This window comes from Acidimicrobiales bacterium (assembly GCA_025455885.1).
In the GTDB taxonomy this organism is placed as follows: Bacteria; Actinomycetota; Acidimicrobiia; order Acidimicrobiales; family Acidimicrobilacustridaceae; genus Rhabdothermincola_A.
Window position 1 is genome coordinate 139,912 of record JALOLR010000009.1, and the last position, 14,922, is coordinate 154,833.

Below are 14,922 nucleotides of genomic sequence, written 5' to 3' on the forward strand. Positions count from 1 at the left end.
TCCACCCCGCTCCCCCGGTGCCCTGCGGGGCCCTCGCCGCAGGCGGTCAGGGCAGGTCGAGACCCGTGAACTTCACCGCCACCCGCGTGCGGTAGCGCACGTTGAGCTGCAGGAGCACGGCGGTGAACGCCTCGATCGGGGCGGCCTGGGTGAGATCGCCGGCGTCGAGCGGGCGCAGGTCCGGCAGCCCGGCGATGAGCTCCATGCACAGCTGCTTGGCGTCGGCATGATCGGAGCAGATGAGCACGTCGCTCTCGACGCCGTGATCGAGGTCGCCGAGCTCCTTGGCGGGCACGTGGTGCAGGGCCGCCACCACCTCCGAACCGGGCACCGCCGCCTGCACGCTGGCCGCCACCGACCCCCGGGGGGGCACGAGCGGCTGGAACTCGTGGCCGACCCGCACGAGGGCGTTGGCCATCGAGAGGACGACCTTGCCGTGGAGGCGGTCGCCGACGGACTTCGCGGTGGTCCAGGCCGCGTCCCACGGGGTGGCGACGACGATCAGCTCCGCGTCGGCGGCGCCGGCGTTGTCGGCCGCCGTGATCGCCAGCGAACGCCCGGCCCACCGCTCCCCGAGCCCGTCGGTCACCTCCCGGGCTCGTTCGACCGACCGCGAGCCGATGACGACCTCGTGACCCACCGACGCCAGTCGGGCGGCGAGACCGCTCCCGGCCGGACCCGTCCCACCGACGATCCCGATCTGCATCGCCCCGACGCTACCGGAGGGCCGGGCGGGCACCGAAACCGGCGGCGTCGGCGTCCGCGGCGTCGGTGTCGTCGGCTCCGCGGTCGATCAGGCGCCGGTGGAGTGGAAGCCGCCGTCGACGTGCACGATCTCGCCGGTCGTCTGCGGGAACCAGTCGGACAGCAACGCGACGCAGGCCTTGGCGACGGCCGAGGAGTCACGCACGTCCCACCCGAGGGGAGCCCGGTCGTCCCACACGTCCTCGAACTTCGAGAAGCCGGGGATCGAGCGCGCTGCGATCGTGCGGATCGGACCGGCGGCGACGAGGTTCACCCTCACCTGCTGGGGCCCCAGGTAGCGGGCCAGGTACCGGGACGTCGACTCGAGCGACGCCTTCGCCACGCCCATCCAGTCGTAGGCGGGGTAGGAGACCGTGGCGTCGAAGTCGAGCGCCACGATCGAGCCGCCGTCGGGCATCAGCGGGGCGACGACGTCGGCCAGGGCCTTCAACGAGTAGGCCGACACGTTGAGGGCGACGCTCACGTCGTCCCATCCGGCGTCCATGAACGTGCCCCCGAGGCACACCGGTGGCGCGAAGCCGATGGCGTGCAGCGCGCCGTCCACGCCACCCCACCGCTCCCGGAGGTCGTCTCGCACCGCCGCCAGGTGGTCGGGGTCGGACACGTCCATCTCCAGCACGGCGGGGGGCGACGGCAGCTTCCCGGCCGCCCGCTGGGTGTTCTTCATGGCGTTGCCCACGCCGGTCAGCACGATCTCGGCGCCCTCCTGCTGGGCCAGGGCCGCCACCCCGAACGCCAGCGACGAGTCGCTGAGCACCCCCGTGACGAGCAGTCGCTTTCCGTCGAGCAGTCCCATGAACGTCTCCGATCCTGATCCGACCGCCGACGTTACGAGACGGCCCGCCGCCCCGGGGTCACCGTCGCGGCGAGGTCACACCCACGGCGCGCCCTCGTCGGGGCCCACGGTCCCGCCGCGGTCGTCGTCGACGATCTCCTCGACGATGTCGCCGACGAGCTCCTCGAGCAGGTCGTCGAGGGTGACGATCCCCACCGTCTCGCCGTCCCGACCCTGCACGAGCGCGAAGTGGATCCGGGTGCGTCGCATCGTGACCATCAGGTCCTCCAGCGACTGCTCGGCGGGGACGAGGAGCATGCGCCGGACGAGCCGCAGCGGGATCGGACGGTCGGCCGCCGGGGCCGCCAGGGCCAGCAGGTCCTTGGCGTGGACGAAGCCCGCCACGTCGTCGAGCCCCCCCGGTCCGGTGACCGGGAGGCGGGTGTGGCCCCGGTCGACCACGAGGGCCTCGGCCTCGGCGACGGTGGTCGTCGCCGGGATCGAGCACACCTCGTCCCTGGGGACCATCACGGTGGCGACCGAGCGACCGGCGAACGTGAGCACGCCGGTGAGCAGCTCGGCGGCGAAGTCCTCGATGGCCCCCTCCTCGCGGGACGCCGCGACGACGACCGCCAGCTCCTCGGCGGTGTGCGCGCCGGCCAGCTCGTCCCGTGGCTCGACGCCGAGGAGGCGCACCCCCACGTTGGCCAGCGCGTTGAGGAGCAGCACGATCGGCCGGGCCACCGCGAGGTAGGCGCGGTCGACGCCGGACAGGGCTCGCAGCATCCGCTCGGGGTGGGCCAGGGCGAGGTTCTTCGGCACCATCTCCCCGACGAGCATGTGCAGGAACACGACCAGCGCCAGCGCCACCGCGAACGATGCCGGACGCACCAGCCCCTCCGGCAGCCCCACCCGCTCGAAGAGGTCCTCGAACACGACCGCCACGGCGGGCTCGCCCACGAGCCCGAGCAACAGGGACGCGACGGTGATGCCGAGCTGGGCCCCGGCCAAGCGGGTGCTGAGGTCGCCGATCGCGTCGAGCGACCGTTGGGCGCGTCGGTCACCGTCCTCGGCCATCGGCTCGAGGCGGCTCCGGCGCGACCCGACGACGGCGAACTCGAGGGCCACGAAGTAGCCGTTGACGAACAGGAGCACGACCACGGCCAGCAGCGCCCAGGGGTTCACGACGCCGCCCCCCCGTCGTGAACGCCGTTGCGGGGCGCCAGGCGCACCTCGGCGATGCGGCGGCGGTCCATCGTCACGACCTCGATGCGCCACTCCCCCTCGTCAACGCCCTCGCCCTCGGCCGGGATGCGTCCGAGGCGGTCGAGCACGAAGCCGGCCACGGTCTCGTACCCGCCCTCGGGGAGCTCCAGGCCGCACAGGTCGAGCACCTCGTCCAGGTGGTAGGTGCCGTCCACGACGAACTCGCCCCGTCGTCGCACGTGGGTGAGGGCGGCCGGGCGGTCGTGTTCGTCGTCGATCTCCCCGACGATCTCCTCGAGCACGTCCTCCAGGGTGAGGATGCCGGCGGTCCCCCCGTACTCGTCGACGACCACCGCCATGTGCGTGCGGGCCCGACGCAGGTCGACGAGCACGTCGTCGAGCTCCCGGCTCTCGGGCACGCCGAGCGCCGGGACCATCAGCTCGCCCACGGTGACGGACCGCCGACCGGCCCGCGGCACCGTGTGGGCCCGGCGCACGTGCACGATCCCCCTCACGTCGTCGAGGTCGGTGCCGTAGATGGGGAACCGGCTGTGGCCCGACTCCACCGACACCGCGACCAGCTCGTCCACCGTGGCGTCGACGGGCAGGGCGACGACGTCGACGCGCGGGATGAGGGCGTCGTCGGCGGTCTTGGACCCGAACCGGATCGACCGGGTGAGCAGGGCGCTGGCCCCGTCGGGAAGCGTCCCCTCCTCCGTGGAGGTCTCCACCATGACGAGCAGCTCGGTGAGCGACCGGACGTTGGACAGCTCCTCTCGGGGCTCGACACCGAGCGCCCGCACGATGGCGTTGGCCGTCCCGTTGAGCACCCGGAGCACGGGCCCGGCGACGATGCCGTAGATGCGCACCGACGGGGCCAAGAACAACGTCGTGGCCTCGGGCCGGGCGATGGCGAGGCTCTTCGGGACGAGCTCGCCCACCACCATCTGCACGGAGGTGGTGAGGACCAGCGCCACCACCAGGGCGACCCCGGCGACGGCCCGTTCGCCGATGAACGGCTCGAGCAGGGGCTCGATCAGCTGGGCGACCACCGGCTGGGCGAGGAAGCCGAGGATCACCGACGTGACGGTGATCCCGAACTGCGCCCCGCTCAGCTGGAACGACAGGGCCCGCAACAGGCCGTCGGCGATGCGCGCCCGACGGCTGCCCGCGACCATGGCCCGCTCGATCTTCGTGCGGTCCGCGGCGACGAGGGCGAACTCGGCCGCGACGAAGAACGCGTTGGCGGCGATCAGCAGGATGACGGCGAGGAGGCCGAACGCGAGGTCGATGGAGGGATCGTCGCTTCGTGCGCGGGCAGCCCGGCGGAGATCACCGGCGGCGCAACGCTAGCGCCCGCCGCCGAGGGCCGGCCCGGACCGACGGCTCCACGCCGGGCGGCACCTGACCCCGCAGTAGCGTCGCCGCCGCATGACCGGTCCTCCGCCCGACGCCCCCGAGGGTCCCGCCCTGGCGATGCGCGAGGTCGGGCTGGTGCGCGACGGACGTCATCTGCTCCGCGACGTGACGTGGACGGTGGGACCCGACGAGCGATGGGTCGTGATGGGCCGCAACGGTTCGGGCAAGTCGTCGTTGCTGCGGATCGCCTCGCTCTACCTCCACCCGAGCGAGGGAACGGTCGACGTGCTCGGCGAGCGCCTGGGGCGCACCGACGTCCGACGGCTCCGAACCCGCATCGGCCTGGCCAGCGCGGCGATGGCCGACATGTTGCGCCCCGACCTCACGCCCACCGACGTCGTGATGACGGCCAAGAACGCCGCGCTCGAGCCGTGGTGGCACCGCTACGACGAAGCGGACCGCCGCCGGGCGACCGCCTGCCTCGCCGACGTGGGGATCGAGGCGTTGGCCGACCGGTCGTTCGGCTCGCTGTCCTCCGGTGAGCGCCAACGCGTCCTGCTGGCCCGCACGCTGATGACGGATCCCGGGCTGCTGCTGCTCGACGAGCCCACCGCAGGGCTCGACCTCGAAGGTCGAGAGGTCCTCGTCGAAGGGCTCGCCACGCTGGCGTCACGGCCCGACTCGGCCCCCATCGTGCTCGTCACCCACCACGTGGAGGAGATCCCGGAGGGGTTCACCCACGTGCTGCTCCTCGACGCCGGGGAGGTGCAGGCCGCCGGCGAGATCGGCGACGTGCTCACCGCGGCGACGTTGTCCGCGTGCTTCGGCAAGGAGCTCGGCCTGGAGCGGCGCCACGGCCGCTGGTGGGCCTGGGGGCGCCGCTGATTCAGGCGTCGATGGCCAGGGCCAGGGCGATGGTGGTGAAGGAGAAGATCAGCGCGGCGACCACGGTGAGGCGGTCGAGGTTCTTCTCGACCACCGTGGAGCCCGCCGCCGAGGCGCCGAGGCCTCCGCCGAACATGTCGGAGAGCCCGCCGCCACGACCGCTGTGCATGAGCACGAGGACGATCAGCGCCAGCGAGACGACGACGTGGAAGGCGACGAGGACGGCGATCACGGTTCGTGAGGGTACCAGGCTGCGCCGGTGCTCAGGCCCCCGCCCTCGGGAACTGGACGATCCTGGCGAACTCGTCCGGATCGAGCGCCGCGCCGCCGACCAGGGCCCCGTCGACGTCGGGTTGGGCCATCAGCTCGACGATCGACGCCGCCTTGACCGAGCCGCCGTACTGGATACGCACCGCGGCGGCGGCATCGTCGCCCTTCATCTCGGCGACCTTCGCCCGCACCCAACCGCAGACCTCCTGGGCGTCCTCGGCGCTGGCGGTGCGACCGGTACCGATCGCCCAGATCGGCTCGTAGGCGATGACCATCGACCCGACCTGCTCGGCGGTGAGCCCCTCGATGCCGGCGTGCACCTGCCCCGTGACCTTGCCGTGGGTGGCGCCGCCCTCGCGCTCCTCGAGCGTCTCGCCGCAGCACAGGATCGGGGTCATGCCGTTGGCGACGATCGCCCTGGCCTTCAGGCCCACCTCCACGTCGGTCTCGCCGAAGTGCTGGCGGCGTTCGCTGTGGCCGACGATCACGTAGGTGACGCTGAGCTTGGCCAGCATGGCCGGGGCGACCTCGCCGGTGTAGGCCCCGCTCGCCTCCCAGTGGCAGTTCTGCGCGCCGAGGGCGATCGGCACCTTCTCGCTCTGCAGGAAGGTCTGCACCGTGCGGATGTCGGTGAAGGGCGGGTGGACCGAGACCTCGACGGCCTCGTAGTCGTCCTTGTCGAGCATGTACCGCAACCGGTCGAGCATGGCCGTGGCCTCGAAGTGGTTGAGGTTCATCTTCCAGTTGCCGGAGATGAGTGGCATGCGGTCAGCGGGCATTGGGGGCTCCTCGCAGGGCCTCCAGGCCGGGGAGGTCGCCGTTCTCGAGCAGCTCGAGGGAGGCACCTCCACCGGTGGAGACGTGGTCGATGTCGTCGGCCAGACCGAAGGCGTCGAGCGCGGCCGCGGAGTCGCCGCCACCCACGACGGTGAACCCCCGGGCGTCGGCCATGGCCTGGGCGACGGCCCGGGTGCCGGCCGCGAAGCGGGGGTCCTCGAACACGCCCATCGGGCCGTTCCAGAACACGGTCCGGGCGTCGGCGATCAGGTCGCCGAAGGCGGCGGCGCTGCCGGGGCCGATGTCGAGGCCCTTCCAGCCGGCGGGGACGTCGGCGCCGATCTGGCGCACCTCACCCCCGGCCTCGGGGCGACCGATCTCCCCGCCGGGGCCCAGCGCGGTGAGGTCGTCGGGCACGTGGATGGCCACGCCCGACTCGAGGAGGCGACGGCAGGTGTCGATCTGGTCGGGCTCGACGAGCGAGTCGCCGATGCCGTGGCCCTCGGCGGCCAGGAACGTGAAGCACATGCCGCCGCCGATCACCAGGGCGTCGGCGACGCGCCCGAGCGCCTCGATGACACCGAGCTTGTCGGAGACCTTCGAACCGCCGAGGATCACGACGAAGGGTCGGGCCGGGTCGTCGCGCAGCGGCAGGAGGACCTCGACCTCCCGTTCGAGGAGCCGCCCGGCGGCGGAGGGCAGGAAGCGGGGCGGCCCGACGATCGACGCGTGCGCGCGGTGCGAGGCCCCGAAGGCGTCGTTGACGTAGGCGTCCTGTCCCTCGATGAGCTTCTGGACGAAGGCGGGGTCGTCGCCGGTCTCACCGGGGTCGAAGCGCAGGTTGTCGAGCAGCTCGACGCCCGGCGCGAGCTCGGCCAGGCGGGCCCGGACCGGTTCGACGGAGTACCTGGGGTCGGGAGCGCCCTTGGGTCGCCCGAGGTGGGTGCAGGCGGTGACGTGGGCACCTTGTCCGAGCAACCACTCGATGGTGGGGAGGGCGGCGCGGATGCGGAAGTCGTCGACGATCTCGCCGTCGGCGATCGGCACGTTGAAGTCGGCCCGGAGGAGGACCCGCTTCCCGTCGAGGTCGCCGAGGTCCTCCAGCGTGGGAACGCTCATCGAGCGACTACTGGTTCGCAGCGCCGACGGTCTGCACGAGGTCGACGAGTCGGTTCGAGTAGCCCCACTCGTTGTCGTACCAGCCGAGGATCTTCACCAGGTTGCCCATGGCCATCGTGAGGCCGGAGTCGAAGGTGCACGACGCCGGGGAGCCGACGATGTCGGAGGAGACGATCGGCTCGTCGCTGTACACGAGCACCTTCGACATCGGGCCGGAGGAGGCCGCCGCGGCGAACGCCTCATTGACCTCTTCCTTGGTGACGTCGCGCCCGAGGACGCCCACGAAGTCGGTGATGGACCCGTCGGGGATCGGCACCCGGAGGGCAGTGCCGTCGAGCTTGCCCTTCATGGCCTGCAGGACGAGGCCGGTGGCTCGGGCGGCGCCGGTCGAGGACGGGACGATGTTGACCGCGGCAGCGCGGGCGCGGCGCATGTCGGAGTGGGGGCCGTCGACGAGGTTCTGGTCGCCGGTGTAGGCGTGCACCGTGGTCATGAGGCCCTTCTCGACGCCGAAGGCGTCGTCGAGGACCTTGATCATCGGGACGAAGCAGTTGGTGGTGCACGATGCGTTCGACATGACCTTGTGGGCGGCCGGGTCGAACGTGTCGTCGTTGACGCCGACCACGAAGGTGGCGTCGGCGTTGGTGGCCGGGGCCGACACGATCACGAACGGCGCGCCGGCGTCGAGGTGCGCGGCGGCCTTGTCGCGGTCGGTGAAGAAGCCGGTGGACTCGACCACGACGTCGACGCCGAGGTCACCCCACGGGAGCTCCTTCGGGTCGCGGATCGCGGTGATCTTGACGAGCTTGCCGTCGACGACGATGCCCTCGTCGGTGGCCTCGACCGTCGCGTCGAGGCGACCCATCACCGAGTCGTACTTGAGGAGGTGGGCCATCTCGGCCACCTTGCCGAGGTCGTTGGCAGCGACGATCTCGACGTCGGCCCCCGACTGCTTCACCGCCCGGAAGAAGTTGCGGCCGATTCGACCGAAGCCGTTGACACCGACGCGGATCGTCATTGCACGTGCCTCCAAGGAGCTCGCCAGAAGTGGACCCATCCGATCAGATCGGTCGGGGTGGTGCCAGTCTCGCCGATCGGACCCCCCATCTCGAACAGCCGCCCCCCCCAGATCTCGAACTGTGGAAGAAGCCTCGCCGGGAAGAAGGCTCGCCGGGAAGGAGTCGCCGGGTCAGCGGCCGAGGTCGCGGTGGGTGACCCGCAACGCCAACCCGTCGCCGCGCAGGCGACCGGCGATCTCCTCGGCGATGGCCACCGACCGGTGCCGTCCGCCGGTGCAACCGAACGCGATCGTGAGGTACGACTTGCCCTCCCGCACGTAGGCCGGCAGGAGCAGCTCGAGCAACGAGCTCAGCTCCCCGAGGAAGTCGGCGGTGATGTCCTGGCCGAGCACGTAGTCCTTGACCGGATGATCGAGGCCCGTCTGAGGACGCAGCTCCTCGACCCAGTGCGGGTTGGGCAGGAACCGGCAGTCGATCACGAGGTCGGTGTCGAGCGGCAGGCCGTGCTTGTAGCCGAACGAGACGATGGTGGTCTGCATCCCCGAGGCGGGGGTGTCGGCGGCGAAGAGGTCGAGCATGCGGGTGCGCAGCTCGTGGACGTTGAGCTCGGAGGTGTCGACGACGACGTCGGCCTCCTCCTTCACCGCCCCCAGCAGTTCCCGCTCGGCCTCGATGGTGTCGGCGAGGCTGAGGTCGGGGGCAGCCAGCGGGTGACGCCGGCGGCTGCTCTCGTACCGCCGGACGAGGACGTCGGTGCTGGCCTCGAGGTAGGCGATGCGCACCCTCCCGCCCTGGGTCCGCAACGCCTCGAGGGCCTCGAGCACCTCGTCGTGGTACGGGCCCGTGCCGACGACGAGGACGACCTTGGAGATGCCGGCCCCCGGAGCGTGGGCCAGCTCGGCGACCTTGGTGATGAGCGACGGCGGGAGGTTGTCGATGACGAACCACCCGAGGTCCTCGAGGATGTTGGCGGCCTCGGAGCGACCGGCGCCGGAGAGCCCGGTGATCACGACGAAGTCGCTCATGCGGGAACGCTACCGGCCGGCCCGCGACGGCGGGTCGTCGGCCGGCACGGCAGGAAGCCTTGACGTCCGACATACCGTTGTCCACGTGCCGTCCGACCTACGCGACCCGGCTGCCGGACAGGCCAGCGACTTGCCTCGCCAGGGATTGCCGGGAACGCCCTGGAACGTCGCTGCGGTCCTCGTCGGGGTGCTCACGGCCGCGACGTTCCTGACCGAAGCGATATTCCTTCTCCGAGCTCGGGCCCGGGTCTTGATGACGACGACACCCGACGATTCCTTCTATTACCTGGAGATCGCTCGACGTGCGGCAGCGGGAGAAGGATTCACGTTCGACGGCATCAATTCCACCAGTGGCTACCACCCGCTCTGGCAGTGGATGCTGATCCCCCTGGCATGGATGTTCCCCGGCGAGGAGACGTATGTGAGGGCGGTGCGGTTGATCGCCCTCGCCCTCGTCGCGATCGCCTTCGCGTTGGTGGCTCGCGTGATCTGGCGCTCTGGCGGCCCCCTCCCGGCCATGGTCGGCGTCCTCCTCGCCAGCCGCAACCTCGAGTTCCTCCGGTCCTTGGACAGCGGCATGGAGACACCCGTGGTCCTGCTTGCTCTGGCCCTCCTGCTGAGCGCGCTCGTCTGGTTCTTCGAAGCGCCCAATCCACGACGCGCCGCGGTCGTCGGGTTGACGTGCGCGCTCCTGGTGCTCACTCGACTCGACATGGCCGTCGTCGTACCCGTCGTCGGGCTCTCGATGCTGTGGCGAACCCGGCGATGGTCCTGGGCGGGCTGGTGGATCGCCGGCGCGGCAGCGCTGTCGCTGCCATTCGCAGTGCATCACATCACCACTCACGGCTTACGGCTGACCACGAGTGCAACGGTCAAGAGGTACTGGGTCGACGACCTCATGACCGATCTCGGGGGCCGATTCTCCGGCGGCCATCTCACCTACGTGGGCGACGTCGTGAACCGATACGTGCGAACGCTCGGGGATCAGGTCTCGACGAACCTCCTACCCACTCCCCTGAACGGCCTGGTCACGATCGCGGTGATCGGTCTCACGTGCCTCGGTGCCGCGGCCTCGATCCGGCACATCCGAAGGGAGCGGATCGGACTCAGCCCGACAGGGGCAGCTGCCACGACAGTCGGGGTGCTCATCGCCGGAAAGGCGCTCCTCGACATCTACACCGTTCCGCAATGGGCGCTGAGCTGGTACTCAGCCCCGGCCCGGGTCGCAGTGAGTTTCGCCGTCGGCGTGGCCGCGGTCCATGGAGCGAAGATCCTCGTCCGCAACGGAGCCACACGATGGATCCTCCTGCCGATGATCGCCGCGATGGTGCTCCTCCCGCTCGGCACACGCAATGCGATCTCGGGCCGGGCAACGACCCTGGCGTGGCAACTGCAGGTGGATCGCGCGGCGGAGTGGATCATCGACAAGGGACCGTCAGGCCGGTACGGGGCCTTCGATGCCGGCCTGCTCGGCTACCGCCTCGAGTCAACTGTGGACCTCGTCAATCTCGACGGACTCGTGAACGACAACGAGTTCGCCGACTATCTGGAGTCCCGGCCATCGAGGCCGGAAGTGATCCGGCGCGAAGGGATCGACGTCCTCGCGAACGTGCTGGAGGTAGATGTGCGCGAAACGGACTGGGCCTGCGCCGAAACCCTGTGGGTCGGGGATCGCAGCGTCCGTTCCACGGCGAATACGGACGGTCCGGATCGGATGTACGTGCTGGACGTCCGCGGCTGCTGAACGACTCAGCCCCGCGTCGCGACGAGGGTGAGCAGACGGGGGATCGTGTCGGCGGCGCCGTATTCGGGGGCGCGGTCGAGGAACCCTGGCGGGGGCGGCGGTTCGAGGAGGCGCTCGAGGCGGAGGCCGACGTCGGCCATGGTGTTCACGTAGCGGCCCAACGGTCGGTGGAGGAACCGGATGAACACCCCCTTCTCGACCTGCTCGACCTCCTCGGTCTCGGCCAGGTAGGGCCCGATCCGCCAGTACTGCTCGGGCGGGTCGAGCACGTGGTCGTCGATCCAGCCGCTCCCCGGCGTGGAGATCAGCGGGTGGTTCAGGCAGAAGACGAAGCGGCCACCGGGCCGCAGGACCCGGGCCACCTCGGCCAGGGCCTCGTCGAGATCGTCGATGTGCTCGAACACCAGGCAGCAGACCACGGCGTCGAACGACGCATCGGCGAACGGGAGGGCCTCGGCCCCCGAGCGCAGGTAGTCGACCCCTCCCCCCCGCCGCCGGGCCTCGACGATCTGGTTGACGGTCGGGTCGAGGCCGACGACGAACCGGGACCCGTCGCCGTCGGCGACGACGTGGCGCGCCACCTGGCCCTCGCCGGTGCCGACCTCGAGGACCCGCTCGTACCCGCGGGTCCACTCGGCGACGATCGGCAGGATCTGCTCGGTGTACTCCGGATCGGCACCCTCGGTGAACTGGCGCTGCCACCACTCCGAGTGCGCCTCCCAGAGCTCGGCGTTCCCCGACGGCGGGTTCGTGCCGGTCATGCCGGCGACGTCGGCGACGGGCCCGCCGGGCCGTGGATCCGGTCGTGGACCGCCTGCGCGACCGGGTCGGGCAGCCAGGAGAGGGCCTGCAGCGTGGCCAGCGACGCCGTCTTGACCGCCCCGACCCCTCCGAGCTCCCTGACCAGGCGAGCCTTGCGGGTGGGACCGAGACCGGGGATCCCGTCGAGCACGGAGGTGGTCATCCGCTTCCCCCGGAGCTGGCGGTGGTAGCCGATGGCGAAGCGGTGGGCCTCGTCCCGGATGCGCTGGAGCAGGTAAAGGGCATCGCTGCCGCGCGGCACCCGCACCGGATCGGGGCGGCCGGGTCGGTAGACCTCCTCGAACTGCTTGGCCAGCGCGGCCACCGGGATCTCCTCGTCGAGCCCGAGCTCCTCGAGGACCCGGACCGCCACCCCGAGCTGGCCCTTGCCGCCGTCGACGAGCAGCAGCTGGGGCGGATACGAGAACTTCCCGCCCCGTTCGGCGACCGGCTTCTCCCGGTCGTCGAGGTAAGCGGTGAGGCGTCGGGTGAGGACCTCCTCCATCGCCGCGAAGTCGTCGTTGCCCTGACCGCTGCGGATCCTGAAGCGCCGGTACTCGCTCTTCTTGGGCAGACCGTCCTCGAGCACCACCATCGAGCCCACGTAGTCGCTGCCCTGGATGTGGCTCATGTCGTAGCACTCGATGCGCAGCGGCGCCTCGGGGAGATCGAGGTGGGACTGGAGCTCGTTGAGCGCCCGGGCCCGGGTGTTGTGGTCGGAGGAGCGGCGCAGGCGGTGACGGGTCAGCTCCTCCTCGGCGTTGCGGGTCACCATGGCCAACAGCTCGCGCTTGTCACCCCGCTGGGGCACCCGGATCGTGACCTTCGAACCCCGCTGGAGGGCGAGCCACTCCTCGTAGAGGGCCGGGTCGGCGCTGTCGACCGGGACCAGCACCTGCTTGGGGACCCCGAGGGGGGGCGGGTCGGCGTAGAGGCCCTCGAGGATGCGGTCGACGAGCTCGTGGTCGGTCAGGTCCTCGGTCTTGTCGACCACGAAACCCTTGCGCCCCAGCACCCGGCCACGACGCACGAAGAACACCTGGACGGCGGCCTCGAGCTCGTCGCCGGCGAGGCCCACGACGTCGAGGTCCTCGTTCCTCTCGACGACCATCTGCTGCTTCTCGCTAGCCCGCTGCACGGCACCGAGGCGGTCGCGCAGCCGGGCCGCCCGCTCGAACTCGAGCTCACCGGCGGCGTCGCGCATCTCGGCCTCGAGCCGCGAGACGACGGCGTCGGTGTCACCGGCGAGGAAGGCGACGAGCTCGTCGACGAGCACGTCGTACGCCTCCTTCGTGATCTCGCCGACGCACGGACCGGAGCACTTCTCGATGTGGAACAGCAGGCACGGACGACCGAGCCGCTCGTGACGCCCGAACTTGTTGGCCGAGCAGGTGCGAACCGGGAAGGTGCGCAACAACAGGTCGAGCGTCTCGCGGATGGCCCAGGCGTGGGCGTAGGGCCCGAAGTACCGGGTGCCCTTGCGCTTCGCCCCGCGCATCACGGTGGCCCGGGGCCACTCGTCGTCGAGGGTCACAGCGAGGAACGGGTAGCTCTTGTCGTCGCGCAGCCGGATGTTGAAGCGCGGCTGGTGCTGCTTGATGAGGCTGTACTCGAGCATGAGCGCCTCGACGTCGTTGCGGACCTGGATCCACTCGACGGACTCGGCGGTGGCCACCATCTGGGCGGTGCGGGGCGCAAGGTTGCGGGGGTTCTGGAAGTAGTTCGAGAGGCGCTGGCGCAGGCTCTTGGCCTTGCCGACGTAGATCACCCGACCGTGGGCGTCCTTGAACTGGTAGGAGCCCGGCTCGTCCGGGATCGTGCCCGCAGGCGGTCGTTGGACCATCGACGTCATCGTACGGGGGGTCACCCCCGGCCCGGATGCCCGGCGCCCCGGGGAGCGCGCGACCCGGCTCGCAGCCCTACACTGAGCGTGCCGGCCTGGTCTCCGGCACCATTTCGGACACCGAGACCGACATCCCCGTGGCGTGGCGACCAGGCTGCCCCCACCGGTCACCATCGGTGCCCACTTCCCTGTGGGGGTACCTGACAACATGCTCCGGCTCCAGATCCCGCTCCCCGAGCGGTACGCCGACGCCACCCAGGCCGATCTCGCGGCCCGCATCGAGGCCGCCAAGGCCACGCTCGGCGACCGGGTCTTCGTCCTCGGCCACCACTACCAGCGCGACGAGGTCATGCGCTGGGCCGATGCCCGCGGCGACTCGTTCCGCCTGTCGGTGCTGGCCCAGGAGCACCCCGAGGCGGAGTACATCGTCTTCTGCGGCGTCCACTTCATGGCCGAGTCGGCGGACATCCTCACCGGCGACCACCAACAGGTCATCCTCCCGGACCTCAACGCCGGCTGCTCGATGGCCGACATGGCCGACCTGGAGGAGGTCGAGGAGGCGTGGGAGGCGCTGGCCCGGGTGACCGACATCTCCCAGGTGGTCCCCATCACCTACATGAACTCGTCGGCCGCGCTGAAGGCGTTCGTCGGTGAGCACGGCGGCGCGGTGTGCACCTCGACCAACGCCCGGGCGGTGCTCGAGTGGGCGCTGTCGCTCGGCGACCGGGCCGACGACGGGGCCGGGGGTCGACAGGTGCTGTTCTTCCCCGACCAGCACCTCGGGCGCAACACCGGGCACCAACTCGGCTTCACCGAGGACGACATGGCCGTGTGGAACCCCCGCCTGGAGATGGGCGGGCTCTCCGACACCGAGGCCAAGCAGTCCACCTTCCTGCTCTGGAAGGGGCACTGCTCGGTGCACCAGCGCTTCCGCCCCGAGCACATCGAGGCGTTCCGCGCCCAGCACCCCGACGGCATCGTCGTCGCCCACCCCGAGTGCGCCCGCGAGACCTGCGCTCTCGCCGATCAGGTCGGGTCGACCGACTTCATCATCAGGGCCGTCGAGGCGGCCCCGCCCGGCTCGGTCATCGGCGTCGGCACCGAGATCCACCTCGTGAACCGACTCAACGACGAGACACCCGACAAGACGGTCGTCTCGCTCGATCCGCTCGTGTGCCCGTGCTCGACGATGTTCCGCATCGACGCCGCCCACCTGTGCTGGGTGCTCGAGGGCCTCGTCGAGGGACGGGTGGTCAACCGCATCACCGTCGATGCCGATACGACCGAATGGGCCAAGGTCGCACTGGATCGCATGCTCTCCATCACGTGACGGG

At 70.9% G+C, this 14,922-nt stretch carries 14 protein-coding genes; 3 read left to right on the forward strand and 11 right to left on the reverse strand.

Annotated elements, in window-relative coordinates:
* Positions 1-46 precede the first annotated feature (46 nt).
* The 4 genes from npdG to MUE36_09850 form a co-directional block, all read right to left on the reverse strand.
* Positions 47-706: an NADPH-dependent F420 reductase gene (gene npdG, locus MUE36_09835; protein MCU0311232.1), complete on the reverse strand. Its 660-nt coding sequence runs from the start codon at positions 704-706 to the stop codon at positions 47-49.
* An 87-nt stretch (positions 707-793) separates the two neighbouring features.
* Positions 794-1,561: an enoyl-ACP reductase FabI gene (gene fabI / locus MUE36_09840; protein ID MCU0311233.1), complete on the reverse strand. Its 768-nt coding sequence runs from the start codon at positions 1,559-1,561 to the stop codon at positions 794-796.
* Between the two features lie 75 nt (positions 1,562-1,636).
* Entirely contained in the window at positions 1,637-2,725 is a 1,089-nt protein-coding gene (locus tag MUE36_09845) for a hemolysin family protein (GenBank protein ID MCU0311234.1), read from the reverse strand.
* Positions 2,722-3,999, reverse strand: coding sequence for a hemolysin family protein (locus MUE36_09850; GenBank protein ID MCU0311235.1), 1,278 nt, complete (start codon positions 3,997-3,999; stop codon positions 2,722-2,724). The genes MUE36_09845 and MUE36_09850 overlap by 4 nt, the downstream gene beginning before the upstream one ends.
* A 178-nt stretch (positions 4,000-4,177) precedes the next feature.
* Here MUE36_09850 and MUE36_09855 point away from each other — a divergent pair, with 178 nt between their 5' ends.
* Positions 4,178-4,990 (forward strand): ATP-binding cassette domain-containing protein, encoded by an 813-nt coding sequence (locus MUE36_09855; GenBank protein ID MCU0311236.1) that lies wholly within the window; start codon positions 4,178-4,180, stop codon positions 4,988-4,990.
* 1 nt (position 4,991) lies between these two features.
* Here MUE36_09855 and secG read toward each other — a convergent pair whose 3' ends face one another.
* From secG to rapZ, 5 genes are all read right to left on the reverse strand, one after another.
* Positions 4,992-5,222, reverse strand: a complete 231-nt coding sequence (secG, locus tag MUE36_09860) for a preprotein translocase subunit SecG (GenBank protein ID MCU0311237.1) — start codon at positions 5,220-5,222, stop codon at positions 4,992-4,994.
* Positions 5,223-5,253: 31 nt separating this feature from the next.
* Entirely contained in the window at positions 5,254-6,039 is a 786-nt protein-coding gene (gene tpiA, locus MUE36_09865; GenBank protein ID MCU0311238.1) for a triose-phosphate isomerase, read from the reverse strand.
* Positions 6,029-7,156 (reverse strand): phosphoglycerate kinase, encoded by a 1,128-nt coding sequence (locus tag MUE36_09870; GenBank protein ID MCU0311239.1) that lies wholly within the window; start codon positions 7,154-7,156, stop codon positions 6,029-6,031. Before MUE36_09870 ends, tpiA begins: the two co-directional genes overlap by 11 nt.
* A gap of 7 nt (positions 7,157-7,163) precedes the next feature.
* A complete protein-coding gene (gene gap, locus MUE36_09875; protein MCU0311240.1) occupies positions 7,164-8,174 on the reverse strand; it encodes a type I glyceraldehyde-3-phosphate dehydrogenase in 1,011 nt (336 codons plus the stop codon).
* Between the two features lie 171 nt (positions 8,175-8,345).
* The gene (rapZ, locus tag MUE36_09880; protein MCU0311241.1) at positions 8,346-9,200 is read right to left on the reverse strand and encodes an RNase adapter RapZ; all 855 of its coding nucleotides are present in this window, start codon (positions 9,198-9,200) and stop codon (positions 8,346-8,348) included.
* Here rapZ and MUE36_09885 point away from each other — a divergent pair.
* Positions 9,178-10,944: a hypothetical protein gene (locus MUE36_09885; protein ID MCU0311242.1), complete on the forward strand. Its 1,767-nt coding sequence runs from the start codon at positions 9,178-9,180 to the stop codon at positions 10,942-10,944. The genes rapZ and MUE36_09885 overlap by 23 nt on opposite strands.
* Before the next feature lie 5 nt (positions 10,945-10,949).
* Here MUE36_09885 and MUE36_09890 read toward each other — a convergent pair whose 3' ends face one another.
* Together MUE36_09890 and uvrC are read right to left on the reverse strand one after the other, a co-directional pair.
* The gene (locus tag MUE36_09890) at positions 10,950-11,705 is read right to left on the reverse strand and encodes a class I SAM-dependent methyltransferase (protein ID MCU0311243.1); all 756 of its coding nucleotides are present in this window, start codon (positions 11,703-11,705) and stop codon (positions 10,950-10,952) included.
* Positions 11,702-13,588, reverse strand: a complete 1,887-nt coding sequence (uvrC, locus tag MUE36_09895) for an excinuclease ABC subunit UvrC (GenBank protein ID MCU0311244.1) — start codon at positions 13,586-13,588, stop codon at positions 11,702-11,704. The genes MUE36_09890 and uvrC overlap by 4 nt, the downstream gene beginning before the upstream one ends.
* Before the next feature lie 142 nt (positions 13,589-13,730).
* Here uvrC and nadA point away from each other — a divergent pair, with 142 nt between their 5' ends.
* On the forward strand, positions 13,731-14,918 hold the full coding sequence (gene nadA, locus MUE36_09900; GenBank protein ID MCU0311245.1) for a quinolinate synthase NadA: 1,188 nt from the start codon (positions 13,731-13,733) through the stop codon (positions 14,916-14,918).
* Positions 14,919-14,922 lie beyond the last annotated feature (4 nt).